Origin of the sequence: Halopseudomonas litoralis (genome assembly GCF_900105005.1) — a bacterium.
In the GTDB taxonomy this organism is placed as follows: Bacteria; Pseudomonadota; Gammaproteobacteria; order Pseudomonadales; family Pseudomonadaceae; genus Halopseudomonas; species Halopseudomonas litoralis.
In genome coordinates this window covers 3,514,849-3,541,718 of record NZ_LT629748.1, presented here as the reverse complement: position 1 = coordinate 3,541,718, position 26,870 = coordinate 3,514,849, and the positions used below count along the sequence as shown (strand labels likewise).

The window sequence follows — 26,870 nt, the reverse complement described above, 5'->3', positions numbered from 1 at the left end:
TCAGAAAGGTATAAAAAATGAAAAAATTGCTCCGTGTGACACTCGCGGCCGCCCTGGGCGGTGCGCTGGCCCTGCCTCTGATGTCTGCCAGCGTTCAGGCTAAAGAAGACTGGCCGACAGATACGGTCCGTCTGGTCGTACCTTATGCCGCTGGCGGCACGACCGATGTGCTATCGCGTCGCGTAGCAGAACTGCTGCAGCGCGAGCTGGGCAATGTGGTGGTGGAGAACAGACCGGGTGCCGGCTCTACCACAGGCACCGGCCGCCTGGCTCGTGGTGGACGTGACGCCGACCACACTCTGCTCATGGCCTCGCCAGGGCACACTATTGGCGCTGCTATCTATCCGGGGCTGCGTTATAACCCCACCGAAGACTTCACCTTCATCCAGAACATCATCGACATCCCCAATGTGATGGTTGTTCCTGCCGACAGCCCATATCAAACGGTACAGGAGTTCGTCGAAGCTGCCCGCAAGGAAAACAAGACTTTCAGCTCCAGCGGTGTAGGCAGCTCCATCCATATGTCCGGTGAACTGTTCAAAAGCCTGACTGAAACCAAGATGACTCACGTTCCATTCAGAGGTAGCGGTGAAGCGCTGCCAGCTCTGTTGAGTGGTGACGTAGATGTGTCCTTCGAAAACATGCCGACGGTCCTGTCCCACATTCAGTCCGGCAGCCTGCGGGCGCTGGCAGTTACCTCGCTGACGCGTTCCGAATACCTGCCGGATGTCCCTACGCTGGATGAGATCGGTGAGTACAATCTGGAAGGCTTCAACGCGACTGCATGGTTCGGCCTGATCGCGCACAAGTCATTCCCGGACGTGGCAGTCGAGAAGGTGCATGCGGCACTTGACAAGATCATGAAAGGAGAAGATTTCCTCTCTTTCATCGCCCAGTTGGGCGCCGAACCCGGCCAGCAGTCCGATGAAGAGTTCAAAGCTTTTATCGCCGATGAAGTGCAGCGCTGGAAGAAGGTTGCAGCGCAGGCACACCTTACAAACTAAGAAATATAGCCGACAGCAAGCGAGGCATGCCTCGCTTGCTGTCGTTAGATCAGTCAGGACGCTTCGAGGTCGGTGCCATGAAAGTAGAGCGTGATGAGAAAGCGGCTGTCCGGCCAGCTAATATGGGCAGCGTCGTCATCGGCGTGGTCATTTTCGTCTGTTCGTTGTTTTTTGTTTTCTACCTGGTGCCCAATTACATCCAGGAACCCCCATTTCTGCAAAACCCCATGATGTCACCCCGATTCCTACCTGGGATCGTAGGCTGGCTAACGGTAATTTTTTCTCTGTTGCTGGCGTTCGATGGCGTATTCGGCAAGCCCAGCATCGAGCAATCGAGTCAGGAGGAGAATGCCCCTCTGCTGCGCTGGGGCGCGATGGTCGTGGCGCTGGCCATTTATTTGCTGTGTTTTGAGGCGCTCGGCGCGATCATAGCGGGTATTCTGGCAACCCTCATTCTGTTCATCGCCCACCCGATCAGAACATGGTGGCAGTATTCGTTGGCCTTTGTACTTCCCATTCTCGTTGCGGTTATTTTCATCAACGTCATGAATGTGCCTCTGCCGTTACTTTTTTTCTGACAGCAGGTAATAAGTCTTTTTTCTGCTGGGGGTTATATGGAAAACATTTCTGAAATACTGACTATCTTTTTCAGCCTCGATAACTTCATCGCCATTGGCGTTGGGGTGTTCCTTGGCGTAGTTATCGGTGCGATACCGGGTTTGACGGCAACCATGGCTGTTGCTCTGGCATTACCTTTCACCTTCTCAATGGAACCAATCACGGCCATCCTTCTGCTCGTCGGTATCTACAAAGGCGGCATGTATGGCGGTTCGATCACCGCCATTCTGATTCGCACACCGGGATCACCGGCTTCCGCCTGTACACTCCTGGATGGTTACCCGCTGGCGCAGCAGGGCCATGCCAAAAAAGCGCTCGAGACCGCCCTCTACTCCTCGGTCATTGCCGACTTCATCTCGAACATAGCGTTGATTTTCTTCGCCGCCTACCTGGCCAAGATCGCGCTCAACTTCGGTCCGCCGGAGTTTTTCTGGCTGATCTGCTTTTCCCTGACCGTCATCATTTCCGTGGCGGGTGACTCGGTTATCAAAGGGTTGATTGCCGCTTGCCTGGGCATACTCCTGTCGACCGTCAGCCTGGACATGGTCTATGGCACTCAGCGCCTGACGTTCGAGAATTACAACCTGATGGACGGCATTCCCTTTATTCCGTTGCTGATAGGGCTGTTCGCCATCCCGGAGATCATGGAGTTCTACTTCAAGAAGGCCAAGCCCCATATCAAAATCAAGGCCGAAGGGATTGGTCTGAGCTTTGCCGAACTCAAGCGCTGCATGAAAAGTATCGTTCGTGGCAGCCTGATCGGGGTGGTGATCGGGGCTATTCCCGGCACAGGCGCCACTGCAGCTTCCTTCATTTCCTACGGCGAGGCACGCCGCCGCTCGCCGAACAAGGATAATTTCGGCAAGGGTGAGGTAGAGGGTGTGGCAGCAGCAGAGGCCGGCAATAATGGCGTGGCGGGCGCCACATTGATCCCCTTGCTGTCGCTGGGTATTCCGGGTGACGTGATCACTGCCATCATCCTGGGCGCGTTCATGGTCCACGGCTTGAGTCCGGGGCCGGTCATGTTCCAGGAAAACATGACGCTGATCTATGCACTGTTCATCGGCATCATGCTCAGCTCGGTCTTCCTGTTCGGGATAGGCCGTGCAGCAATCAAATACTTCTCGTTGATTGCCGATATCCCCAAGGCGATTCTCTTCCCGATCGTGCTGATGTTCTGCGTGTACGGGGCCTATGCGGTGAACAACGACACCTTTGATATCGGCTTGATGCTGGTGTTCGGTGTGCTGGGTTATATCTTCAACAGAGTAGGTCTGGCGGCAGCGCCGTTCCTGATCGGCTTCATTCTCGGGCCCATGTTCGAAGATAACCTGCGTCGCTCCCTGTTGATCGGCTCCAATGACCTTTCCATCTTCGTCCGGGGACCGATTACCTGGTTCTTCATTGCGCTGACGGCCGGCTCGTTCATCTTTGCATTACGCCGCTACATCGTCTCACGGCGACAAGCAGCTTGATCGTTGAACCTCACTACGATGTCCACCTGGCATATGGAGTAATACATGGAAATGCAGGCCGTTGAGATAACCGAACCGGGCGGGCCTGAAGTGTTACGCATCACCCGCCGTCCGGTACCTGTACCGGGCCAGGGTGAGGTGCTAATTCGTGTTTCGGCGTTTGGTATCAACCGTCCTGATATCGCCCAGCGCAAGGGCAACTATCCGGTACCGCCAGGGGTAACCGACATCCCCGGTCTCGAGGTTTCCGGAGAAATCATTGCCGGCGATCTGAGCCACCCCTCGAACTATCCGGGGTTGGCGCAAGGGGACGCGGTCTGCGCGCTGCTGCAGGGTGGCGGCTATGCGGAGTATTGCGTGGCGCCCATTGCCCAGTGCCTACCGCACCCGGCGGGCTTTGACCATGTCCAGGCCGCCGCGCTGCCGGAAACTTTCTATACCGTCTGGAGCAATGTGTTCGAGAGAGGCGCGCTGGGCCATGGTCCCAAGGGCAAGGGAGAGACCCTGCTGGTCCATGGCGGCAGCAGCGGGATCGGTACGGTGGCGATCCAACTGGCGGTTCAGCGTGGCCACAAGGTATTCGCCACGGCAGGGTCTCGAGAGAAATGTGAGTTCTGCGAAGCCCTGGGCGCAACCAAGGCAATCAATTACCATGAAGAAGATTTTGCGACAGCTATCACTGCGCTGACCGATGGCGTCGGTGTCGATGTCATCCTCGATATGGTAGGCGGCGATTACCTGCCTAAAGAACTAGCCTGCGCTGCTGACGACGGCCGCATTGTGATCATTGCGCTGCAAAAAGGCGCAGAGGCCACCATCCCCCTGAGTGACATCCTGCGCCGCCGCGTCACCATCACCGGGTCCACGCTGCGCCCGCGCTCGGTGGAGTTCAAGGGTGAGTTGTCCCGCGCCCTCCTTACCCATGTCTGGCCGCTGTTAGAGCAAGACGTGATCAAACCGGTCATTGAGACGGTACTGCCTGCCAGTGAGATCATCGAGGCGCACCGCCTCATGGATGCAGGCGCACACAAGGGAAAAATTCTGCTGAGCTGGGACCTGTAACAATAGTGCGGCCCAGGACACCGTTGCCCAAGCCGCATTCTGCTCGTCTCAACCGACAGTCACACCACCGCAGACAAACAGGGTCTGCCCCGTCATGAAGCCACTGCGGTCATCGCAGAAAAAGCTGACGGCCTGAGCAACATCTTCAGGCTGACCCATTCGCTGCGCCGGAATATTGTCAATGATACGCCGGGCGCGATCGGACTCCGGTGGGTTGTTCTCCCAGAATGCTGTGGTGGCAATGGGGCCGGGGGCCACGCAATTCACCGTTATGCCATCGCCGGCCAGCTCCAACGCCCAAGTCCTGGCCATCGACTGCAATGCTCCCTTGGTGGCGCTGTAGATGGTGCGCGCTTCCTTGCCGAGTACCACTCGGCTGGTATTGAGAACGATGCGGCCAAAGCGCTGCTCGCGCATGGTGGGCAACAATGCCTGCGTGCAGACCATTGCCGACCGCACATTGAGGTGCATCAATCGATCCAGATCCTCAACACGGGCGTCTTCAAGCAACGCTGGTGCGACAATACCGACATTGTTGACCAAGCGCGTCACACAATGGCGCCCGATGATGTCGTGCATTATCTCGCGAGTTGCTTCTACATCGGACAAATCTATCTGGTAGGCATCCGCTCTCAGTGTATCGGCCTCTGGCTCGACAATATCCAGAACGATGGTGCGATAACCGTCTTCCTGAAGACGCAACGCGATGGCTTGACCAATGTTTCTGGCTCCGCCGGTGACAACCACACAGGGTGCGGACATAGCTTGACTCCTGGTCATGAATATTCAACAAAAGCACTCGACCAGCTGATCATTGGCATGATATCTGGCCTATCGACTATGTCAGTGCAGGCAGGTGTTCTGTTCATCTCGGCGCTGCCGGCGACGCAGCGCTCTGATCACTTCTGGCGCAGCGCAGCCAATACCTCCGACGTATCCGGGCGTATGCCGCGCCACAGGGCGAAGGCTTCTGCGGCCTGCTCCACCAGCATGCCCAGACCGTCAATGCAGCGCGCTGCGCCCTGTTCGGCAGCCCAGCGATTGAATACCGTCGCTTCGCTGGCATACATCATGTCGTAGCACCAAGTATGGCCGGGTCGGATCAGAGAGGGAGAGATGGGCGGCAGTTTGCTGTCCAGGCTGGCGGAGGTGGCGTTAATGATCAGATCGACAGGCTCCTCGATCCATTCGAAACCTGCAGCGCTGATCGGTCCCAAATCCTTGAACAACATGGCCAATTGCTCGGCCTTTTCCACTGTACGGTTGACCACGCACAGTTGCGCCGGGCCGGCTTGCAGCAACGGCTGGATGACACCGCGCGCAGCCCCTCCCGCGCCAACCAGCAGAACCCGCATACCGGCCAGCGTCAGGCCTGCATTGTGCTGGATATCCCTCACCAACCCCTTGCCATCTGTGTTGTCGCCCAGCAGGCTGCCGTCAGCCATACGCTTGATGGTATTCACCGCGCCGGCCCGTTCAGCAGCGGCTGTATGCTTGTCGACCAGTGCCCACGCCTGTTCCTTGAAGGGCACAGTAATGTTCACACCCAGGCCTTCATCGAGGAAGCTGCGCAGGGTGCCGGAAAAATCGTCCAGTGGCGCCAGCAGCGCCTCGTACTGCAGGTCTTCGCCGGTCTGCCGGGCGAACATACTGTGGATCAGCGGCGATTTGCTGTGAGCGATCGGGTTACCGATCACCGCATAACGGTCCATCAGTTGACCTCCTTCAACCAGTCGCGTGGCGGCAGAAATTCGTCTACCAAGCGTGCTTCTTCGCTGCCGGGTTGCGGCTGCCAGTTGTAGCCCCAGCGTACGGTCGGTGGCAACGACATGAGAATCGACTCGGTGCGTCCGCCCGACTGCAGCCCGAACAAGGTGCCCCGGTCCCAGACCAGATTGAACTCCACATACCGGCCACGACGGTACTCCTGGAAGGCTTTCTGCTGCTCGGTCCAGGGCGTGGCTCGGCGGCGCTCGATGATCGGCAAATAGGCTTCGACGTAGGCATCGCCGATGGCACGCATGAACTCGAAGCAGCGCTCGAAACCCCATTCATTCAGATCATCGAAGAACAATCCGCCAATACCACGCGCTTCGTCGCGATGCTTGAGATAGAAGTATTCATCGCACCACTTCTTGTACCGAGCATAAACCTCTTCACCGAAGGGCGCACAGGCGGCACGGGCAACGCGGTGCCAGTGGATGCAGTCTTCCTCGGTGGCGTAATAGGGCGTCAGGTCGAAACCACCGCCGAACCACCAGACCGGCTCCGCGCCTTCTTTCTCGGCAATGAAGAAGCGCACGTTGGCATGGGAGGTCGGCACATGAGGGTTCTCGGGATGCATCACCAGCGACACACCCATGGCCTGAAAGCCGCGGCCCGCCAGTTCCGGGCGATGGGCCGTGGCCGACGGTGGCATGCCCTCGCCAAACACGTGGGAAAAACCGACTCCGCCCTTTTCCAGCAGCGCGCCGTTCTCGATGATCCGTGAACGTCCGCCACCGCCGCCGGGCCGGCTCCAGCTGTCTTCGATGAACCCGGCATTGCCGTCAGCCTGTTCCAGCGCCGTGCAGATGCGGTCCTGCAGGCTCATCAGATAGTCTTTTACCGCGGCCACATCAGCGGCATCGGGAATGGATTTCATGGGTACCTCTCAGGCCGGGCGGATGACGGTATCGGTTTGCAGGTCTCTGATGATACTGGGGTTGCGCTGCTGTCCCAAAACCCCCGGCACGATATCGTCCAGGTAACCGTGAAAATACTGCTCTACGCGCAGCCGCGAACGGGCCGGCGGGCGTCCGGCAGGGTTGCATGAGGTCGACACCAAGGGGCCAGTGATGGCACACATCTGGCGGATCTGTGGATGATCACTGACGCGCAGGGCAACGGTAGCATGATCGCCGGTGATCCACGGCGGCAAACGGCCCTGGTGCGGTGCCAGCCAGGTATTGGGGCCCGGCCAGGACAGCTGCAGTTTGGCCAGTTGGCTGTGCGGCAGATCCCATAACAGAAATTCGAACTGGTCCATGCTCCCGGCAACCAGAATCAAGCCTTTTTCCACCGGCCGCTGCTTGAGCAATAGCAGTCGTTCCACCGCTTCGGGTTTCCAGGGATTGCACCCCAAGCCCCATACCGCCTCGGTCGGATAGGCGATGACGCCCCCGGCCTGCAGAATTCTCTGTACCTGCCTCACCCGCCAGCCCGCCAGCATAGTGCACCTCTTCGATTTGCGAGTGGCGACATTAGCCGAGCCAGCGGTCAGGCTCAAGGGGAGCTCGGAAAAACCTGTGGTCCATTGTTTCTGAGGGTCAGAAATCAGCCCGGCGCGAATACCCGTGAGGGGTGTGCTGTACGTACCCGCTCAGCTCAAGCTCCATCAACCCCTGCAACACCTGATGGATCGGCAGGTTGCTCTGGGTTGCCAACCAGTCTGCGGTGACGGCGTCATGCCCCAGCCAACGCCACAGTGGATGTTTGACCTGCCGGGGTTCTGCCGGCCGCTGCGTCGTCGCCAGAGCCGCATGCAGCGGCACCTGCAACACATTGAACACATCCTGCACGGTTTCCACCAGGGTGGCGCCGTCGCGCAGCAGTCGATGACAACCACGCGCCTGTGGATTGTGGATAGAACCGGGCATGGCAAACACCTCACGGTTCTGCTCCATAGCCAGCCGGGCAGTGATCAGCGAGCCGCTGTTGAGACTCGCCTCGATAACCAGGGTGCCCAGGCTCAGGCCACTGATGATGCGGTTGCGCAGCGGAAATAGCCCGGCGTGAGGGCTGGTGGGTGGCGGCTGCTCGGATACCAGTGCGCCCCCTGCGTCCAGAATCTGTTCAGCCAGCTGGCGGTGCCGCCGGGGATAGCAGTTGTCCAAGCCAGTGCCCCAGACCGCAATGGTCTGGCCACTAACATCCAGCGCACCCTGATGGCAGGCGCCATCAATACCCAGTGCCATACCGCTGGTCACCAGCAGGCCGTTATCGGTAAAGCTGCGCGCAAAGGCGCGGGCCGTGGCTGCGCCCTGGGGCCCCGGATTACGGGTGCCTACCATGGCGATCTGAGGATCAGTCAGCAGCGCCGGATTACCCCTCACAAACAGCACCAGTGGCGGATCGGTGATTTCACGCAGCAGCGGCGGATAGCCTGGATCGTCGAACGTCAGCAAATAACAGTCGGGCTGCCGCGACCATGCCAGACACTGCTCGACACGTTCCAGGACGACACTATCGCCCTGCTGGCATTGCAGAATGGCATCCTGAATACGCTTGTTGAAACCCAGACCTCCGAGCGTTAACAGGTCGGCTGCAAACAGCTCGGTGGGGGCGATGATATGGTCGAGCAGATGACGCCGCGCAGCCGGTCCCAGCCCATCGAGCATGCTCAGGGCCAGCCAGGCTTGCCGGCGGTCGGTCAGGTGCAGGGGCATAGATCAGCCTTCGGCAGAAAAAATGAAGGGCTGAGAACAGCACAACCGCGCCACCCGATTCAGGGCGGCGCGGTTGTTCATCAGGGGTTGCGGACCTTGTCCATGATCGCCAGCTGACGCTGGGCGTTCAGCACGATGCCGTAGCTCATGCGGTCATAGACGCGGAATACCATCAGCAGACCGGCGCGTTCGTCGGGCAATTGCACCCGCTCGTTCTGCACGCGGTCGCGCACCGTTTCGCCGGTCTTGTAGATCGCCAGCACGTTGCCTTCCTGGAGATTGTCCCGGGCGCCCTTGTTCAGGATCACCACGTCATACTGACCGATCTGGGTGACACCATTGGGCACGTCGAGAATCAGACCATCGACTTCACCTTCCGGATCGCTGGGGAAGAAGGTCGAGGCGACTGCGCGCTCTTCGGTTTCCAGCAGCCGGTCACCGATGCGTACTTCCTGGCGGCTACGGGTGACCATCAGTGTGGTGATGTCACGTTCTGTCGCCAGCACGTCGACATTGCCGATTTCCTGAGCGTGGATACCGAGGAATTCGCCGCTCTGCGGATCGGTGTAGGCCTTGCCGCGGCGATAGAGACCGAAGGCTGGCATGCCCTCGACGACATCACCCCGGGCGTAGACGCGGTTGCCGGCACCGGCCACGACACTTTCAGCTTCGCCACCGATGATATAGGGTGCTGCTTCCAGTTGATCGGCATCGTCCATGATACGGCCGGCATTCAGGAAGGCATTGATGGCCTCCAGCGGAATGGTCGGGATGGCTTCGGCCACAGGCGAAGAACGTACAGTGGGTGACAGCTTGATGGTGCCACCCTGGCCACGGTTGACTGTCAGACGCGGCTGGCCGTCGATGTACACCAGTGAGATGATATCGCCGGGGTAGATGAGATGGGGGTTGTTGATCTGCGGATTGGCATGCCAGATTTCCGGCCACTTCCAGGGCAGACTGAGAAATCGACCGGCAATGTCCCACAGGGTGTCACCCCTGACTACCTGGTACCGCTCCGGGTGGTTTTCCCTGAACACCGACTCCTGAGCCTGCACCAGAATGCTCACCGAGAGCAGCAACAGGCCGAGTAATGTTTTCCTCATGACATGAATCCCTTTATTATAGAGGCCAGCACCCAAAGTCCCATGCCTTCTCCGGCACGTGGACCAGCTATACTTCCAAGCTGCCTGCCATATTAGCAGCACCTTATGAATCAGTTCTACAAACGTACATCACAAACCGACATGGCTATATTAAATATTCTCGAATTTCCCGATTCCCGGCTGCGCACCATTGCCAAGCCGGTCGAGGTTGTCGATGAACGCATCCGACAACTGGTCGACGACATGTTTGAAACCATGTACGACGCGCCGGGCATTGGCCTTGCGGCTACCCAGGTGAACGTTCACGAGCGCGTCATCGTCATCGACCTTTCCGAAGACCACAGTGAACCAATGGTCTTCATCAACCCGGAGCTGCTGCCGCTGACCGAGGAGCTCGAAGAGATGCAGGAAGGCTGTCTCTCAGTGCCCGGTTTCTACGAGACGGTAACCCGTCCCGAGCGAGTCCGCGTCAAAGCGCTGGGGCGCGATGGCGAAGCCTTCGATATCGTCTGTGAAGGTCTGCTGGCAGTGTGCATCCAGCACGAATGCGATCACCTGAACGGTAAACTGTTTGTGGATTATCTGTCCAACCTCAAGCGTGACCGCATTCGCAAGAAGCTGGAAAAAATCCACAAAGCGCAGGGCAACGCGTGATAAAGAGCCCAAGGCTTGCTCCGGCAAGCCTTTTCTTTACCCGGAATACAACCATTCACCAAGCTGTGCCGATCAGTGCACTCGCTTGCTTATCCAACAAGGCGCCATTGCATGAGCAGCTCTGATCTACGCATCGTTTTCGCCGGCACACCGGAATTTGCCGCAGCCCATCTGCAGGCACTGCTGGAGGCCGGGCTGAATATCGTCGCCGTCTACAGCCAGCCGGACCGGCCTGCCGGGCGCGGCCACAAGCTGACCATGAGCGCCGTCAAGCAGCTGGCGCTGCAACACCAATTGCCGGTCCATCAACCAGTGACGCTACGTGATGCCGAGGCGCAGGCCGAACTGGCAGCCCTGCAACCGGACCTGCTGGTGGTAGTGGCCTACGGCTTGATCCTGCCGCAGGCGGTGCTGGATATCCCGCGTCTGGGCTGTATCAACAGCCATGCCTCGCTGTTGCCGCGCTGGCGCGGGGCGGCGCCGATTCAGCGTGCCATTGAAGCCGGCGACAGCGAATCCGGCGTCACCGTGATGCGCATGGAAGCAGGGCTGGATACCGGGCCCATGCTGCTTAAGAGCAGCACACCGATCAGTGCCGAAGATACCGGCGGTAGCCTGCACGACCGACTTGCAGAACTCGGACCCCAGGCCGTGTTGCAGGCTATCGACGGGCTCGCCGCTGGCACGCTGGCAGATAACAGCCAGGATGACAGTCTGGCCACCTACGCGCACAAGCTGGGCAAGGCCGATGCGCGCATCGACTGGACCCGCCCCGCCGCGGAACTGGATTGCATGATCCGCGCCTTCAATCCTTGGCCACTGGCTCACGCGCGATGGCAGGATCAGCCGTTGAAAGTCTGGGCAGCACAGCCGGAAGCCGGCCAGGGCCAGCCGGGGGAAATTCTCGATTGCAGCAAATCGGGTCTGTTGGTGGCGTGTGGCGAAGGAGCATTGCGCCTGACCCGCCTGCAACTGCCTGGCGGCAAACCACTGGCTTTTGCTGACCTGTATAACGCCCGGCGCGACCAGTTCGCCGTCGGTCAATCACTGGCTAACGGCCAATGAGTCCGCGTCTGGCCGCAGCCAATGCATTGGCCACCGTGATGGCCGGCAAGGCGTCGTTGGGCAGCAGTCTGCCAGCACAGTTGAAACAGGTAGCGCCCCGCGACCATGCGCTCACCCGCGAATTGGCGCTGGGCACCGCGCGCTGGTTTCAACGGTTGGATGGGCTTGCCGGGCACCTGATGCAAAAGCCGTTGAAAGCCGCTGATCGTGATCTGCATGCGTTACTGCTGATCGGCATGTATCAGCTGCTGTATACCCGGGTACCGGCCCATGCGGCGATTGGCGAGACGGTACAGTTGGCCGTCACCATGAAGAAAACCTGGGCCAAGGGCATGCTCAATGCCGTACTGCGGCGTGTGCAGCGCGAAGGCACCGAACTGCTGGCCGAGCTGGAACATGACCCGGTGATCCGCGTCTCGCATCCGCGCTGGTTGCAGAAGACCTTCAAACAGATGTGGCCCGAGCACTGGGAGGCGCTATGCGCCGCCAATAATCTGCATCCGCCGATGACCCTGCGGGTCAATCGCCGCCAGCACAGTCGCGATGTCTATCTCGAGCAACTGCACGCTGCCGGTATCACTGCAACTGCCTGTCCGTTCAGCGTCGACGGCGTGACCCTGGCCCAGCCCTGCGACGTGCAGCAGCTGCCCGGTTTCGCCACTGGTGCCGTGAGTGTGCAGGACGAAGCCGCTCAGCTCGCAGCACCGCTGCTGGAACTGCAAGCCGGCCAGCGGGTGCTGGATGCCTGCTGCGCTCCGGGAGGCAAGACCTGCCATATTCTCGAACAGCAAAGCGACCTGCAGGAAGTTGTGGCGCTGGATCTGGAGCCGACCCGGCTGGTGCGTGTGCAGGAGAACCTGCAGCGCCTGGGCCTGCAGGCGACACTCAAGGCCGCCGATGGGCGGGATCTGGATGTCTGGTGGGATGGCCAACCATTCGACCGCATCCTGCTGGATGCGCCCTGTTCTGCCACCGGGGTAATTCGTCGTCATCCTGATATCAAGCTGACTCGCCAACCGGACGATATCGCCGCACTGGTGGTACTCCAAGCTGAACTGCTCGACCAGATCTGGCGCACCCTGGCGGTCGGCGGCATTCTGGTATATGCCACCTGTTCGGTGCTGCCACAGGAGAATACCCAGTTGATCGAGGCCTTTCTGGCGCGCCAATCCGGCGCCCGGCAGCTGCCCATCAATAATGATTTCGGCCTGGAGCAGCCCTGCGGACGCCAATTGTTGCCCCAGCCTGACGGTCACGACGGCTTCTATCTGGCCAAACTGCTGAAGGTCGCCAGCAACCCACCGGTGAACAGCTACACTGACGTGGGCAACAAGGAAGACGCATGAAGATCATCATTCTCGGCGCAGGTCAGGTCGGCGGTAGTCTGGCTGCCGAACTGGCCAGTGAAGCCAACGACATCACTGTTGTGGACACCGATGCCGGGCGCCTGCGGGCGTTGAGCGATCGCTTGGATATTCGCACGGTGCAGGGGCGCGGCTCGCTGCCGACGATCATGCGCCAGGCCGGAGCTGACGACGCAGATATGCTGATCGCGGTGAGCAGCAGTGACGAGACCAACATGATCGCCTGTCAGGTCGCCTATACCCTGTTTCGCACCCCCACCAAGATCGCCCGTATCCGCGAGTCGGCCTATCTGGTTCGTGGTCAGCTGTTTCAGAATGAAGCTATCCCGATTGACGTGCTGATCAGCCCCGAGCAGGCCGTCACCAACTACATCAAGCGTCTCATCCAACATCCCGGCGCGCTGCAGGTACTCGACTTTGCCGAAGGTAAAGTACAGCTGGTAGCTGTCCGCGCATACTACGGCGGTCCTCTGGTTGGCCAGGAACTTCGTTATCTGCGCCAGCACATGCCCGGTGTGGAAACCCGTGTGGCAGCGATTTTTCGCCGCGACCGGCCAATCACTCCCCAGGGCGATACCGTCATCGAAGCCGATGATGAGGTGTTCTTCATCGCTGCCTCGCAGGATATCCGTGCGGTGATGAGCGAGTTGCGGCGAGTGGAAAAACGCAACAAGACCATCATGATTGCCGGAGGCGGCAATATCGGTGAGCGTCTGGCTGAAGCCACCGAGAGCAGCTATCGAGTGAAGATCATCGAGAACAATCGCGCCCGCGCCGACTACCTATCGCAAAACCTGGAGCAGGCCATCGTACTCTATGGAAGCGCTTCGGACCGCGAGCTGTTGATTGATGAGAATATCGAGGAAGTGGATATCTTCATTGCGGTCACCAATGATGATGAAGCCAATATCATGTCGTCCATGCTGGCCAAGCGGCTGGGTGCTCGTCGGGTAATGGCGCTGATTAACAACCCGGCGTATGTGGATCTGGTTCAGGGTGGTCAGGTCGACATCGCCATTTCGCCGTCCCAGGCCACCATAGGCACCTTGCTCGCCCATGTGCGCCGCGGCGATATCGTCAATGTGTATTCCCTGCGTCGGGGCGCCGCCGAGGCTATTGAAGTGATCGCCCATGGTGATGCCCGCTCGTCCAAAGTGGTAGGCAAGGCTATCAGCGAGATCAAGCTGCCACCGGGGACCACTATTGGTGCGGTGGTGCGCAAGGAAGAAGTCCTGATCGCCCATGACGACACGGCTATCGAATCCGATGATCACGTCATCCTTTTTGTGATCGACAAAAAACACATTCGTGATGTCGAGCGGTTGTTCCAGGTCGGTCTGACTTTCCTCTGACTTTCTATCCGGACAGGTAGCACAGCGCATGCAGTATTCTCAGATTCAGCGCATTCTCGGCATTCTGCTGATGCTGTTCTCCCTCAGCATGCTGCCGGCAGCGGCGGTCGGTCTGCACTACGGCGAGCAGGCCAGAGAAGCCTTCCTGGTGGGTTTTGCCATTACCCTGTTCGTCGGCCTGCTGGTGTGGTTACCGGTGCGCAAACGACGCAACGAGCTGCGCACCCGCGATGGTTATCTGATCACGGTATTGTTCTGGCTCGTACTGGGACTGTTTGGCGCGGTACCCCTGTATCTGCTGGACATGCCCGACCTGACGGTAGCCGATGCGGTGTTCGAGTCCTTCTCCGGCCTCACCACTACCGGGGCCACGGTGATTACCGGGCTGGATACCCTGCCACGCTCACTGCTTTTCTATCGCCAGCAGCTGCAGTGGTTCGGCGGCATGGGCATCATCGTGCTGGCGGTGGCCATCCTGCCGCTGCTGGGTGTCGGCGGCATGCAGCTGTACCGGGCGGAAATGCCCGGCCCCCTGAAAGACAACAAACTGACCCCGCGTATTGCCGAAACCGCCAAGGTGTTGTGGTTCATCTATACCGGTCTGACTCTGGCCTGCGCCGGTGCCTACTGGCTGGCCGGGATGTCGCTGTTCGACGCCATTGGGCATAGTTTTTCTACCGTTGCAATTGGCGGCTTCTCGACCCACGACGCCAGTATCGGCTATTTCGATAGTCCGCTCATCGAACTCATATGCATGCTGTTCATGGTCATCTCGGGAATCAACTTCGCTCTGCACTTTGCTGCCTGGCGATTCCGTTCCATCAAGAGCTATTGGCAGGACTCCGAGTGCCGCAGCTATCTGCTGATTCTCGTCGGTCTGTTCATTATCTGCAGCATGATACTGATCTATTCCCAGTATTACGACGTTGCCTCGTCAATCCGCTTTGCTGCTTTCCAGACAGTTTCCATCGCCACCACCACGGGTTTCGGGGTGACCGACTTTGCCTCCTGGCCATCGGTGCTGCCGTTCATGCTGTTGTACGCCAGTTTCGTCGGCGCCTGCGCCGGCTCCACCGGGGGCGGCATGAAGGTCATTCGGGTGGTATTGGTGTTCAAGCAAGGTGTGCGCGAGATCAAGCGGCTGCTGCATACCAACGGCGTGTTCCCGGTCAAGCTTGGCAGTACGGCGGTGGGTGATCGGGTGGTGGAAGCAGTGTGGGGTTTCTGCTCGGTATATGTGTTCACATTTGCGGTACTGTTTCTATTGCTGCTCAGCACTGGTCTGGACTTCGTTACCGCTTTCTCGGCATTGACGGCATGCATGAACAACCTGGGGCCGGGGTTGGGAGATGTCGCCGCGCACTATGGTGATATGACGGCGACGGTCAAATGGATGCTCAGCTTCGCCATGCTGTTGGGCCGACTGGAAGTCTTCACCCTGCTGGTATTGCTGACCCCGATGTTCTGGCGGCGCTGAGTCATTCTTCGTCGAGAAAGGCCAAGCCCACGCCCCCACCGGCAACGACACGCTGGATCACCATGCGCAGAACGGGCGCCTCGATCGGCATGTCCTGCACCTGCCCGGTCACCTCATCACCGACCGCCAGCGCTGCCAGATCCGGATGTTCGATGAACACCCCGCCGTCGGACAGATCCTTGGTCTGGGCGGTCAGCGAGCCAAAGGCAGGGTGGCTGATCTTGATCCGGCACTTCATCATCGTCCGTGGATATTGCCGTTGGTTACTCATGGCTTACATTCCTTGTCTTCAAGACTACTTCTTCAATACCATTTCTTCTCGCCGGCGGGGCGCTTCTTGAAGCGCTTCATGGTCCACATATACTGGCTGGGCCAGCGCCGCACATAGCCTTCAATGGCTTTGCTCATGCCGGCTACCGCGACGTTCTCGTCTTCACTATAAAGCGCCTCGGGCGCCCGCTCCACTATGACCTTGAAACCGCTGTGATCGGGCAGGCGTACGCAATGCAGGAAGACGCCATTGGCCGACCCTCCCTTGAGCAGGCCGGGGACGAATTTGCTGGTCAATGCCTGAATGCCGAAAAAGGGTACGAACAGGCCGCTTTTCAGCGCCGGTTCGGGATCTGCGGGAATACCCACAGCGCCGCCGCGACGTACCTCACGCATGACGCTGATGATGCCCTCGCGAGTAGAGGCAGCCACCTTGTTGCCCAGCTGGGTGCGCTGTTTCTGCAGCAGCTCGTCCACCGCTTTCTGCTTCGGCGGACGGTAGAAAATGATCGGCGAGCATTTCAGGCAATACCAATGGTTGAGCACTTCCCAGTTACCCAGGTGGCTGGTGATTCCGACCAGCCCCTTGCCTTCGGCCAAGGCCTCATCCAGTAGATGCTCGCCCTCCACCTCCTTGATCAGGGCCACGGTTTTCTGTGGGCTCCACATCCACGCGCAGGCGCTTTCGGCGAAGCTGCGACCGATATTGAGCAGGGTTTCACCGACCAGCTTTTCCCGCTCCACCTCTGACAATTCCGGCAGGCAATGGGCGAAGTTGATACGCACCACCTCACGCGAACGGTTCGGCAGCTTCCACATCAGCCAGCCAACAAAGGCGCCCAGGCGCTGCGCTACACCGAACGGCAGCAGCGAAAACAGCTTGAGAAAACCCACTACAACAGCACCCTTGAGCCTTTCCACTCACCACACTCCAGCATTTGAAAAACGCCATTGTAGCCTGAGCACAGGCATCATCCCACCGGCGCCGAACAGCTCCACAATTCCACCACCGGTTGCTGCGGGTCCGGCGCTCCCAGCCAATCGGCCAGGGGGTGGCAGCCCGTGTCGGTGCATAATTGATAATCGCCGGCCGCCGGGGCACTGCTGCGCCCCAGTCGCAAGGGTTGCAGTGCGGGCAGCTGCGGCCGGTAGTGCCAACTGCCATGCCGCAGCACAGCATCCTCAGGTATTTCCATACCCGCGCCACTGCCGCGCACTCTGGCCTCGCGCAATAACAGGCCGGCAGTTTCAACCTGCCAGTCCTCTTCCCAGCGTATCTTTTCGACACTGTGATTCCAGGCCAGGGTGAACTCGGCTAATGGCAGCTGTGCCCAGATCACTCCAGCCAAGCCGAGACACAGGGCATTCATGCCGCGGCGGTCAGAGCGCGACGTGCGCGCCACCAATGTTGTGCGACGAAGACGGCGCCCAGCGCGAAACCCAGTTCATCACTGATCGGCAGCGCCAGAATCATCAGCCCACCCGCGACAAAACCCAGCGGCAGTTCCCACCACGTCAGGCGCTGCATGAAATAACCGGTGAAAACCGTGCCCCACAGGCCGATCGCAAAGGCCGCCTTGAACAGCATGTAAAGCGTCGCCGCCCAGTCACCGCCCTGCATCATCAGTGCCGGGTTGTAGACCGCCATGAAGGGCACCACGAAGCCGGCCACGGCGATACGTATGGCCCACATGCTGATCTTCAGACCACTGGCACGGGCGATCGGCGCGGCAGCGAAGCACGCAAGCGCCACCGGCGGCGTCAGATCAGCCATGATGCCAAAATAGAACACGAACATGTGCGAAACGATCAGCGGTACACCCAGATCCAGCAGCGCCGGCGCGGCAATGGAGCTGGTGATGATGTAGTTCGGAATGGTCGGAATACCCATGCCCAACATCAGACAGGTAAGCATGGTCAGCAGCAGCGACAGGAACAGATTGTCCTGGCCGATTGCCAGAATATAGCCGGCAAAGGTCGAGGCCACCCCGGTCAGCGAAACGATACCGATGATCACCCCCACCAGCACGCAGGCAATCCCGACGGGAATCGCATGGCGCGCCCCTTCCACCAGCGCATGCAGGCAGATCAGTAAGGTATCGCGCCCACCCTTGATGAACCAGCAAGCCGCCACCAGTACGCCGATAACACCGAAGATCACGCCAATGCCCAACTGAAAGAAGCCGGCACAAAGCACACCGAGGGCCACCCAGAAGATGAGCCGGATTGCCGTGGACGACACCCGCAGGATCAGCGCCGACCCGAGGATCACGATCGCCGTCAGTGCCAGGCCGATGGTCCCGGCAAACATCGGCGTGCGCCCGGAAAACAGCAGCCAGATCAGTACTGCCAGCGGAATCAGCAGGAACCAGCGCTGCTTGACCGCCGCCCAGGCACTGGGGCATTCGTCCTTCGGCAGGCCATTGAGTTTCGAGCGGCGAGCCTCAAGGTGCACCATCCAGAATACCGAGCCGAAATACAGCAGCGCCGGCAGCAAAGCCGCCTTGGCCACCTCAACATAGGGCATGTTGATGGTTTCGGCCATGATGAAGGCCACGGCGCCCATCACCGGTGGCATGATCTGGCTGCCCATGCTCGATGTCGCCTCGACTCCGCCGGCAAACGCCGAGCGATAACCGAAACGCTTCATCAGGGGGATGGTGAACTGGCCGGTGGTCACCACGTTGGCCACGCCGGACCCGGTGATGGTGCCCATCAGCGCCGATGACACTACCGACACCTTGGCCGGTCCACCGGCCTTGTGCCCGAACAGGCCCATGGCGAAATCGGTGAACAGACGGATCATTCCGGCCTGCTCGAGGAACGAGCCGAACAGGATGAACAGGAAGATATAGGTGGCGGACACATAGGTCGGCGTGCCGTACAGCCCCTCGGTGCCGAAGGACAGCTGATTGACCACCTGGTCCAGATAATAGCCGCGATGGGCCAGATCGCCCGGCAGGTGATTGCCGAACAAGCCATAGGCGAGAAACAGCCCGCAGATGATCGGCAGAGCAATGCCCATTACCCGCCGCGCCGCCTCGAATACCAAGGCGATCAAGATGATGCCAACCACCATGTCAGTGGTAGTCAGATCACCAGAGCGCTGGATCAGATCCGCCTCGAAATACCATTGGTAGGCGAAAGTCGCCATACCTGCCAACCCCAGTATCCAGGCCAGGGGTTGCCAGGGACGCGCATTGCCACGCAGCGGATAACTGAGATACACCAACAACAGCAGAAAACCCACGTGTCCGGCCCGCAACACCTGGGTCGACACCGGATGAAAGGCAGCGGTGACAATCTGATAACAGGAAAACAGCAGAGCCACATAAAACAGGGCTCTGGGCCAGTCGGCGGGGCTCGCACTGAGCCCCCGATCTTCACTCATGAGCTACTCCCGCGCATTGCCGAGGCTTATTCCAGAACACCAGCTTCCCGATAGAAGCGTTCGGCCCCCGGATGCAATGGGATCGGCAGGTTGCCCGCAGCGGTCTCCAACTTGATCGCCTTGGCTGCAGCATGGGCATTACCCAGCGCATCCAGGTTGTCGAAGATCAGTTTGGTCATCTGATAGGCAATATCCTCGGGCACCTTATCGTGGCTGACCAGGATATTGGTAATACCGACAGTCGGCACATCCTGCTCCTGACCATCGTAGGTGCCGGCTGGAATCACCCCGGGCTGATAGGCGGGGTTGTTGATCTTCTGCACCACTTCTTCAGGAATCGGCACGAACGTCACCGGCATGGTGCTGGCCAGATCACGAATGGCGGCCATGCCCAGACCAGACGACTGCAAGGTTGCATCCAGTTGCCGATTCTTGATTAGCTCGACGGATTCGGCGTAGGGCAGGAACTCGACACGGCGCATGTCATCGTAGCTCAACCCCGCTGCCGCAAAGATGGCCCGGGCATTGAGTTCGGTACCGGATTTGGGCGCGCCAACCGAGATCCGTTTGCCTTTGAGATCCTCCAGCGTCTTGATACCGGATTCCTCACTGGCCACTACCTGGATGTAATTGCTGTACGTGCCGGCAATGGCGCGCAGGCGTTCGAGCGGCGCCTTGAAGCCGGCGTCCTCCACACCATTCCAGGCATCGGCCACCGAGTCACCGAGAGCAAAGGCCAATTCACCGCGGCCGGCCTGCAACAGATTGAGGTTTTCCACCGAGGCCTTGGTCGCCTGCACTGAGGGTTTAGCCTCGTCGATCTGATTATACAGCTGCGAGATGGCCACCCCGATGGGGTAATACACTCCGCTGGTGCCGCCAGTGAGCACATTGATATAGGTCGGCGCGGCAAACACCGCAGTGGTGGCGGTCAGCGCCGCAGCAGCGGCCAGCAGACCCAAACGTTTGGTCAGTTGCATGGATGGTCTCCATCATTATTGTTGTTCGACGGTAAAAGTCCCACAGCCCAATTCCGCGTAGCGGAAACAATCCAGAGTATGGTCCATAACCATGCCGGTCGCCTGCATGAATGCATAACAGATTGTCGGCCCGACAAAACTGAAACCGGCTTTCTTCAGCGCCTTGCTCATGGCCTGAGCCTGCGGCGTAATGGCCGGCACCTCGGCATGGCTGGCAAACTGGTTGATCAGCGGCCGACCATCGACAAACTGCCAGAGCCAGGCTGCCGGGTCGGTCCGCTTCGCCAGGACCAGCCAGGCCCGGGCATTCTGCCTTGCAGCCTGGATCTTCAGCCGATTGCGAATAATGCCTGGGTCCTGCATCAGTATCTGCAGATCGGCATCGCTCTGCGCCGCCATGAGTTGCACATCAAAACCACGATACACCTGTCGATAGCGCTCGCGCTTCTTGAGTATGGTGATCCACGACAGTCCTGCCTGGAACCCGTCAAGCAGCAGCTTCTCGAATAACCGCTGCGCATCATATTCCGGCACGCCCCATTCATGGTCGTGGTAGTGCTGATACACAGGATCGGCAGAGCACCATCGGCAGCGGGTGACGTCATTGCGAGAGGGGTTCAATGCGCAACTCCTGATTGACAATTGAGTTCGTTTTATACCCTGCATCGTACCGAAAACCAACGCTGCAAAAAGCCCCGTTGCACTTGCCTGGGTGCGGTAGCGTAAGATGGGGCGTCCATTTTCAACGCGGAAGTGATAATGCCAAGACAAGTCGTCAACGTTTCAGTAACCCCCCGGGGCAGTCTGGAAATCCTGTCCCAGCGTGAAGTCCAGAATTTGAGCCAGTTCGGCTCGGGCAGTACTTATCAATTGTTCCGCCAGTGTGCGCTGGCGATTCTCAATACCGGTGCCCGCGTCGATAACGCCAAGACCATTCTCGAAGCCTATGCCGATTTCGAGGTGCACATCCATCAGCTCGACCGCGGTGTCAGCCTGGAGCTGCGCAACGCGCCGGCCGATGCCTTTGTCGATGGCCATATGATCGCCAGCACTCGGGAAATGCTGTTCAGCGCCCTGCGCGATATCGTCTATACCGAAAGCGAACTGCGCAATCAGCGAGCGGATCTGAGCAACTCGAATGGCATCACCGATTACGTCTTCCACCTGTTGCGCAATGCCCGCACTCTGACGCCCGGCGTTGAACCGAAGATGGTGGTGTGCTGGGGTGGTCATTCGATCAACACCGAAGAATACAAGTACACCAAACGGGTCGGCCATGAACTGGGCCTGCGCAACCTGGACATCTGCACCGGCTGCGGACCCGGGGTGATGAAGGGCCCGATGAAAGGTGCGACCATCGCCCATGCCAAGCAGAGGGTGACGGACGGTCGCTATCTGGGTCTGACCGAGCCGGGCATCATTGCCGCCGAAGCGCCGAACCCCATCGTCAATGAGCTGGTCATCCTGCCGGATATCGAAAAGCGTCTGGAAGCCTTTGTCCGGGTCGGGCATGGCATCATCATCTTCCCGGGTGGCGTGGGTACTGCCGAAGAATTCCTCTATCTGCTGGGGATCTTGCTGCACCCGGACAACCGCGAACTACCGTTCCCGCTGATCCTCAGCGGACCGAAGGAATCGGCCGGCTATCTGCAACAACTGCATGAGTTCGTTGGCGCCACCCTGGGTCCAGCGGCGCAGGCGCGCTACGAGATCATCATCGAAGATCCGGTGCTGGTGGCACGCAAGATGAAACAGGGATTGGCAGAAGTGAAACAGTTTCGTCGCGAGCGCAGCGATGCCTTCCACTTCAACTGGCTGCTGAAAATCGAGGAAAGCTTCCAGCGGCCCTTCGAGCCGACCCATGAAAACATGGCCAACCTGGAGCTGCGCCGCAGCACACCACCGCATGAACTGGCCGCCAACCTGCGCCGGGCGTTTTCCGGCATTGTCGCCGGGAACGTCAAGGACAAGGGCATACGCCTGATCGAGCAATATGGACCCTATGAGATCCACGGCGATCCGGAGATCATGCAGCCACTGGAGGCGTTGCTCACCGCCTTCGTCGAGCAGCAGCGGATGAAACTGCCAAACGGCTCCGCCTACCAGCCCTCCTACCGCGTCGTCAGTTGATCTCTCGGATAGGACGCCTCTGAAAACGCAGCGAGCGACGGTCAGGCAAGGCGAAACCCGACGCAAGAGCGCAGTTTACTGTAGTAAATGAGCATCTTGAGGAGGATTTCAACGCAGCATGACCGAGCGCAGTAGTTTTCAGAGATGTCCGAGCTGTATGCCATCCCGTCGGGATTGTATACTTCGCCCTTTCTTCACAGTTGACCGGTGAAAACGTGACTCAGACTAATCCAGCCGCCCAAACCTTCCAGGGCCTGATCCTTGCGCTGCAGAACTACTGGGCGCAGCAGGGCTGCGTATTGCTCCAGCCCTATGACATGGAAGTAGGTGCCGGCACTTTCCATACCGCGACCTTCCTGCGCTCCATCGGCCCGGAAAACTGGAACGCGGCCTATGTTCAACCCAGTCGCCGCCCGGCTGACGGCCGCTACGGCGAGAACCCCAACCGTCTGCAGCACTACTACCAGTTCCAAGTGGTGCTCAAACCGAATCCGGACAATATCCAGGAGCTGTACCTGGATTCGCTGCGCCATATCGGCATCGACCCATTGGTACATGATATCCGCTTCGTGGAAGACAACTGGGAATCGCCGACTCTGGGCGCTTGGGGTCTGGGTTGGGAAGTCTGGCTGAATGGCATGGAAGTGACCCAGTTCACGTACTTCCAGCAGGTCGGCGGTGTTGAATGCTACCCGGTCACCGGTGAGATCACCTACGGTCTGGAGCGTCTGGCCATGTATCTGCAAGGTGTGGATTCGGTCTATGACCTGGTCTATTCCGATGGTCCGTTCGGCAAGGTCACCTACGGTGACGTGTTCCACCAGAACGAGGTGGAGCAATCGACCTACAACTTCGAGCATGCCAACGTCGAAAAGTTGTTCGAACTGTTCAGTTTCTACGAAAGCGAAGCCAATCGGCTGATCGAGGCCGAATTGCCGCTACCGGCCTACGAAATGGTGATGAAGGCGTCCCACACCTTCAACCTGCTGGATGCCCGCCGCGCGATCTCGGTGACCGAGCGTCAGCGTTACATCCTGCGCGTGCGGACTCTGTCTCGCGCCATTGCTCACAGCTATCTGCATGCCCGCGCCAAGCTCGGCTTCCCCATGGCCAGCCCCGAACTGCGTGATGAAGTACTGGCCAAACTGAAGGAGGCCGAATGATGCTGGCTTTGGATTTTCTGGTTGAACTGGGTACCGAAGAACTGCCACCCAAAGCGTTGAAGCGTCTGGCCGACGCTTTTCAGGAAGGCGTGGAGAAGGGCCTGAACGAGGCCGGTCTGCAATATCAGTCGGCACGTTACTTCGCCGCCCCCCGGCGTCTGGCGGTGTTCGTCGAGCAATTGGCGACGCAGCAACCCGACCGCACCAGCCAAATGGACGGCCCACCACTCAAGGCGGCTTTTGATGCCGACGGCCAGCCGACCCAGGCCGCGCTGGGTTTTGCCCGCAAGTGCGGTGTTGAACTGAGCGAGCTGGACCAGAGCGGCCCACGCCTGCGCCATGTACAGAACATTCCCGGACAGGCTTCTGCCGACCTGCTGCCAGCCATTGTGGATAACGCACTGGCCGCGCTGCCGATTCCCAAGCGCATGCGCTGGGGTGCTGGCAAGACCGAATTCGTGCGTCCGACCCAATGGCTGGTGATGCTGCAGGGCGACAGCATGATCCCTTGCGATATTCTGTCCCAACAGGCGGGTCGTACCTCACTGGGCCACCGTTTCCACCATCCGGACGAAGTGCGTATCAGCACCCCGGCCAGTTACGCAGATGACCTGCGTCAGGCCCATGTGATCGCTGACTTCGCCGAGCGCCGCGAATTGATCCGCCAGCGAGTGGAGCAACTGGCGAGCGAACAGCAGGGCACCGCAATCATTCCCGAAGATCTGCTGGACGAGGTGACCGCGCTGGTCGAATGGCCGGTGCCGCTGGTGTGCAGCTTCGAGGAACGCTTCCTCGACGTACCTCAGGAAGCGCTGATTTCCACCATGCAGGACAACCAGAAGTATTTCTGCCTGCTGGACGCCAATGGTCGTCTGCTGCCGCGCTTCATCACTGTGGCCAATATCGAGAGCAGCGATCCGGCGCAGATCATTTCCGGTAACGAAAAGGTAGTTCGTCCGCGTCTGACCGATGCCGAGTTCTTCTTCCAGCAGGACAAGAAGCACACGCTGGAACAGAACAATGAGCGGCTGGCCAATGTGGTATTCCAGGCGCAGTTGGGCAGCGTGTATGACAAGGCCGTACGGGTTTCCAGCCTGGCCGCCTTCATCGCCCAGCGCATCGGCGGCAACACGGCCAATGCTGCGCGCGCCGGTCTGCTGAGCAAATGCGATCTGGCCAGTGAAATGGTCGGCGAGTTTCCTGAGCTGCAGGGTATCGCTGGCTACTATTATGCCGGACACGATGGCGAGGCCGAGGATGTGGCGCTGGCGCTGAACGAGCAGTACATGCCGCGCGGCGCCGGTGCCGAGCTGCCGAGCACGCTGACCGGCGCCGCTGTGGCCCTGGCTGACAAGCTCGATACGCTGGTCGGCATCTTCGGGATCGGCATGCTGCCGACCGGTAGCAAGGACCCCTATGCATTGCGCCGCGCTGCGCTGGGTGTACTGCGCATCCTCATCGAGAAGCGGTTGGAACTGGATCTGCACGCTGCCCTGGAAACCGCCATTGCGCAATATGGCGTCGCAGTAAAAAGCGAAGGTCTGGTCGATCAGGTACAGGACTTCATCTTCGACCGCCTGCGTGCGCGCTATGAAGATGAAGGTATCGATGTGGCCGTGTATCAGTCGGTGCGCGCCGTCCATCCTGATTCGCCGCTGGACTTTGATCAGCGTGTGCAGGCGGTTCAGGCATTCCGCCAGTTGCCGGGAGCCGCTGCGCTGTCGGCTGCCAACAAACGGGTGTCGAACATTCTGGCCAAGGCTGACAGCGCCGTGCCAGCCGCCATAGACCCGGCATTGTTGAATGAAACCCCTGAGCAGGCCCTGGCCGACGCTGTATTGGACGCGGAGGCCAAAGTCACCCCCTTGGCCGCAGAGCGTCAGTACCGCGCCACGCTGGAACAGCTGGCGGCTTTGCGCGAACCGGTGGATGCGTTCTTTGACCAGGTACTGGTCAAAGCCGAGAATCCACAGGTCAAAGCCAACCGCTATGCGTTGCTGGCCCGTCTGCGCGGGCTGTTCCTGGGCGTCGCTGACATCTCCCTGCTCGGATGAAACTGATCATTCTCGACCGCGACGGGGTCATCAACGAAGACTCCGACGCCTTCGTCAAATCAGTGGATGAGTGGATCCCGCTACCGGGGTCCATCGATGCCATCGCCCGGCTTAGCCAAGCCGGCTGGACGGTAGCCGTCGCCACCAATCAGTCCGGTCTGGCGCGCGGCTATTTCAGCGAGCAGACGTTGCAGGCCATGCATCAGCGGTTGCATGACCTGGTCACTCAGCAAGGCGGGCGGATTGACCTGATCCGGCATTGTCCGCATGGCCCGGATGATGGCTGCGATTGCCGCAAACCGCTGTCCGGCCTGTTTCAACAGATTGCCGCGCATTACGCTGTTGCTCTTGATGGCGTGCCAACGGTTGGAGACAGTCTGCGCGACTTGCAAGCCGGTGCGGCGATGGGCTGTCAGCCCTATCTGGTACGTACCGGGAAAGGACGGATGACCGAAGGTAAAGACCTGCCTGCCGGTACCCGTGTGTTTGATGATCTGGCCGCCGTGGCCAGTTACCTGCTGGAATCCTGATCCAATGTCCGTGTTGATGGTTCTGCGCGTCACCCTGTTCTATCTGCTACTGTCCGCCAGCGCCGCCATATGGGGTGTGTTGATGCTGGTTATCGCTCCGTTTCTGCCATACCGTATGCGCTTCAAGCTGGTGCTGGAATGGTGGTGCCGTTTCGCTATCTGGCTGACGCGACGCATGGTCGGTATTCGCTACGAAGTGACCGGTCTGGAGAACATCCCGGATCAGCCCGGCGTGATCTTGTCCAATCACCAGAGCACCTGGGAAACCTTTTTCCTGCAGCAGATCTTCCGTCCACAAACACAGCTGATCAAGAAGGAACTGTTATACGTACCCTTCTTCGGCTGGGCCTACGCCCTGCTCAAACCCATCGCCATCAATCGCAGCAAGGCGCGTAGCTCCTTACAGCAACTGAACCGCATCGGTGGTCAGCGCCTGCGGGATGGCATGTGGGTGCTGGTATTCCCTGAAGGCACCCGGGTGCTGCCTGGCAGCCCGATCAAGTTCACCCGCGGGGGCAGTGCCCTGGCCTGCGCCAACAACGCCCCTGTGGTGCCTGTAGCGCACAATGCCGGTGAGTTCTGGCCGCGCAACGGCTGGGGCAAGCGCCCCGGTACAGTACAGGTGAAGATCGGGCCCGCCATCTACCCCAAAGGTGCGGATCCACGCTCCATCGTCGAGGTTAACAAGCAGGCCGAGGCTTGGGTGAACAAGGCGATACAGGAAATGCAGGCTGGCTGAGTCGAACGC

At 59.5% G+C, this 26,870-nt stretch carries 26 protein-coding genes; 14 read left to right on the top strand and 12 right to left on the bottom strand.

Features of this window, described 5'->3' with window-relative positions; genetic code table 11:
* The first annotated feature begins 17 nt into the window (after window positions 1–17).
* The 4 genes from BLU11_RS16880 to BLU11_RS16865 are packed head-to-tail and all read left to right on the top strand — an operon-like array spanning window position 18 to window position 4,159.
* Window positions 18–1,004, top strand: coding sequence for a Bug family tripartite tricarboxylate transporter substrate binding protein (locus tag BLU11_RS16880; RefSeq protein WP_090275407.1), 987 nt, complete (start codon window positions 18–20; stop codon window positions 1,002–1,004).
* 26 nt (window positions 1,005–1,030) lie between these two features.
* Complete coding sequence (locus BLU11_RS16875; protein WP_197674216.1) at window positions 1,031–1,582, top strand: tripartite tricarboxylate transporter TctB family protein; 552 nt, start codon at window positions 1,031–1,033, stop codon at window positions 1,580–1,582.
* A gap of 36 nt (window positions 1,583–1,618) precedes the next feature.
* The gene (locus BLU11_RS16870) at window positions 1,619–3,097 is read left to right on the top strand and encodes a tripartite tricarboxylate transporter permease (RefSeq protein ID WP_090275405.1); all 1,479 of its coding nucleotides are present in this window, start codon (window positions 1,619–1,621) and stop codon (window positions 3,095–3,097) included.
* A gap of 45 nt (window positions 3,098–3,142) precedes the next feature.
* Window positions 3,143–4,159, top strand: coding sequence for an NAD(P)H-quinone oxidoreductase (locus BLU11_RS16865; protein ID WP_197674215.1), 1,017 nt, complete (start codon window positions 3,143–3,145; stop codon window positions 4,157–4,159).
* A 48-nt stretch (window positions 4,160–4,207) separates the two neighbouring features.
* Here the strand turns inward: BLU11_RS16865 and BLU11_RS16860 are convergent, their stop codons facing one another.
* The 6 genes from BLU11_RS16860 to BLU11_RS16835 form a co-directional block, all read right to left on the bottom strand.
* A complete protein-coding gene (locus tag BLU11_RS16860) occupies window positions 4,208–4,921 on the bottom strand; it encodes an SDR family NAD(P)-dependent oxidoreductase (RefSeq protein ID WP_090275403.1) in 714 nt (237 codons plus the stop codon).
* A 137-nt stretch (window positions 4,922–5,058) separates the two neighbouring features.
* Entirely contained in the window at window positions 5,059–5,871 is an 813-nt protein-coding gene (gene aroE / locus BLU11_RS16855) for a shikimate dehydrogenase (RefSeq protein ID WP_090275401.1), read from the bottom strand.
* Entirely contained in the window at window positions 5,871–6,803 is a 933-nt protein-coding gene (gene hemF, locus BLU11_RS16850) for an oxygen-dependent coproporphyrinogen oxidase (RefSeq protein ID WP_090275399.1), read from the bottom strand. The genes aroE and hemF overlap by 1 nt, the downstream gene beginning before the upstream one ends.
* 9 nt (window positions 6,804–6,812) lie before the next feature.
* Entirely contained in the window at window positions 6,813–7,370 is a 558-nt protein-coding gene (locus BLU11_RS16845) for an L-threonylcarbamoyladenylate synthase (RefSeq protein ID WP_090275398.1), read from the bottom strand.
* A 97-nt stretch (window positions 7,371–7,467) separates the two neighbouring features.
* On the bottom strand, window positions 7,468–8,586 hold the full coding sequence (gene dprA / locus BLU11_RS16840) for a DNA-processing protein DprA (protein ID WP_197674214.1): 1,119 nt from the start codon (window positions 8,584–8,586) through the stop codon (window positions 7,468–7,470).
* An 80-nt stretch (window positions 8,587–8,666) separates the two neighbouring features.
* Window positions 8,667–9,692, bottom strand: a complete 1,026-nt coding sequence (locus tag BLU11_RS16835; protein WP_090275396.1) for a LysM peptidoglycan-binding domain-containing protein — start codon at window positions 9,690–9,692, stop codon at window positions 8,667–8,669.
* A gap of 141 nt (window positions 9,693–9,833) precedes the next feature.
* Between BLU11_RS16835 and def the strand changes: the two genes are divergently transcribed.
* From def to BLU11_RS16810, 5 genes are all read left to right on the top strand, one after another.
* Window positions 9,834–10,346, top strand: a complete 513-nt coding sequence (def, locus tag BLU11_RS16830; RefSeq protein ID WP_090276625.1) for a peptide deformylase — start codon at window positions 9,834–9,836, stop codon at window positions 10,344–10,346.
* Window positions 10,347–10,457: 111 nt separating this feature from the next.
* A complete protein-coding gene (gene fmt, locus BLU11_RS16825) occupies window positions 10,458–11,411 on the top strand; it encodes a methionyl-tRNA formyltransferase (RefSeq protein WP_090275394.1) in 954 nt (317 codons plus the stop codon).
* Complete coding sequence (gene rsmB / locus BLU11_RS16820) at window positions 11,408–12,757, top strand: 16S rRNA (cytosine(967)-C(5))-methyltransferase RsmB (protein WP_090275392.1); 1,350 nt, start codon at window positions 11,408–11,410, stop codon at window positions 12,755–12,757. The genes fmt and rsmB overlap by 4 nt, the downstream gene beginning before the upstream one ends.
* Window positions 12,754–14,127: a Trk system potassium transporter TrkA gene (gene trkA / locus BLU11_RS16815; RefSeq protein ID WP_090275390.1), complete on the top strand. Its 1,374-nt coding sequence runs from the start codon at window positions 12,754–12,756 to the stop codon at window positions 14,125–14,127. The genes rsmB and trkA overlap by 4 nt, the downstream gene beginning before the upstream one ends.
* A gap of 28 nt (window positions 14,128–14,155) precedes the next feature.
* Window positions 14,156–15,604: a TrkH family potassium uptake protein gene (locus tag BLU11_RS16810; RefSeq protein ID WP_090275387.1), complete on the top strand. Its 1,449-nt coding sequence runs from the start codon at window positions 14,156–14,158 to the stop codon at window positions 15,602–15,604.
* Between the two features lies 1 nt (window position 15,605).
* On the opposite strand, the gene BLU11_RS16805 is transcribed toward BLU11_RS16810, so the two are convergent.
* Genes BLU11_RS16805 through BLU11_RS16780 form a run of 6 tightly spaced genes read right to left on the bottom strand, consistent with a single transcriptional unit; the run spans window position 15,606 to window position 20,866 of the window.
* Window positions 15,606–15,875: a PilZ domain-containing protein gene (locus BLU11_RS16805; RefSeq protein WP_090275385.1), complete on the bottom strand. Its 270-nt coding sequence runs from the start codon at window positions 15,873–15,875 to the stop codon at window positions 15,606–15,608.
* A gap of 32 nt (window positions 15,876–15,907) precedes the next feature.
* Complete coding sequence (locus BLU11_RS16800) at window positions 15,908–16,795, bottom strand: lysophospholipid acyltransferase (protein WP_090275383.1); 888 nt, start codon at window positions 16,793–16,795, stop codon at window positions 15,908–15,910.
* Between the two features lie 50 nt (window positions 16,796–16,845).
* The gene (locus tag BLU11_RS16795; protein ID WP_090275381.1) at window positions 16,846–17,244 is read right to left on the bottom strand and encodes a DUF1850 domain-containing protein; all 399 of its coding nucleotides are present in this window, start codon (window positions 17,242–17,244) and stop codon (window positions 16,846–16,848) included.
* Window positions 17,241–19,265 (bottom strand): TRAP transporter permease, encoded by a 2,025-nt coding sequence (locus BLU11_RS16790; protein WP_090275379.1) that lies wholly within the window; start codon window positions 19,263–19,265, stop codon window positions 17,241–17,243. The genes BLU11_RS16795 and BLU11_RS16790 overlap by 4 nt, the downstream gene beginning before the upstream one ends.
* 26 nt (window positions 19,266–19,291) lie before the next feature.
* Window positions 19,292–20,245 (bottom strand): TAXI family TRAP transporter solute-binding subunit, encoded by a 954-nt coding sequence (locus tag BLU11_RS16785; RefSeq protein WP_090275377.1) that lies wholly within the window; start codon window positions 20,243–20,245, stop codon window positions 19,292–19,294.
* A gap of 15 nt (window positions 20,246–20,260) precedes the next feature.
* Window positions 20,261–20,866: a DNA-3-methyladenine glycosylase I gene (locus BLU11_RS16780; protein WP_231702224.1), complete on the bottom strand. Its 606-nt coding sequence runs from the start codon at window positions 20,864–20,866 to the stop codon at window positions 20,261–20,263.
* Between the two features lie 135 nt (window positions 20,867–21,001).
* On the opposite strand from BLU11_RS16780, the gene ppnN reads away from it, so the two are divergent.
* The 5 genes from ppnN to BLU11_RS16755 all read left to right on the top strand — a co-directional run bounded on the left by ppnN (window position 21,002) and on the right by BLU11_RS16755 (window position 26,861).
* Window positions 21,002–22,375, top strand: coding sequence for a nucleotide 5'-monophosphate nucleosidase PpnN (ppnN, locus tag BLU11_RS16775; protein WP_172828721.1), 1,374 nt, complete (start codon window positions 21,002–21,004; stop codon window positions 22,373–22,375).
* Between the two features lie 215 nt (window positions 22,376–22,590).
* Window positions 22,591–23,538 carry a glycine--tRNA ligase subunit alpha gene (glyQ, locus tag BLU11_RS16770; protein WP_090276624.1) on the top strand — a complete coding sequence of 316 codons (948 nt, stop codon included), beginning with the start codon at window positions 22,591–22,593 and terminating at the stop codon, window positions 23,536–23,538.
* Window positions 23,538–25,592, top strand: coding sequence for a glycine--tRNA ligase subunit beta (gene glyS, locus BLU11_RS16765; protein ID WP_090276622.1), 2,055 nt, complete (start codon window positions 23,538–23,540; stop codon window positions 25,590–25,592). Before glyQ ends, glyS begins: the two co-directional genes overlap by 1 nt.
* Complete coding sequence (gene gmhB / locus BLU11_RS16760) at window positions 25,589–26,122, top strand: D-glycero-beta-D-manno-heptose 1,7-bisphosphate 7-phosphatase (protein WP_090275371.1); 534 nt, start codon at window positions 25,589–25,591, stop codon at window positions 26,120–26,122. Before glyS ends, gmhB begins: the two co-directional genes overlap by 4 nt.
* 4 nt (window positions 26,123–26,126) lie before the next feature.
* On the top strand, window positions 26,127–26,861 hold the full coding sequence (locus BLU11_RS16755; RefSeq protein ID WP_090275370.1) for a lysophospholipid acyltransferase family protein: 735 nt from the start codon (window positions 26,127–26,129) through the stop codon (window positions 26,859–26,861).
* Window positions 26,862–26,870: the final 9 nt, after the last annotated feature.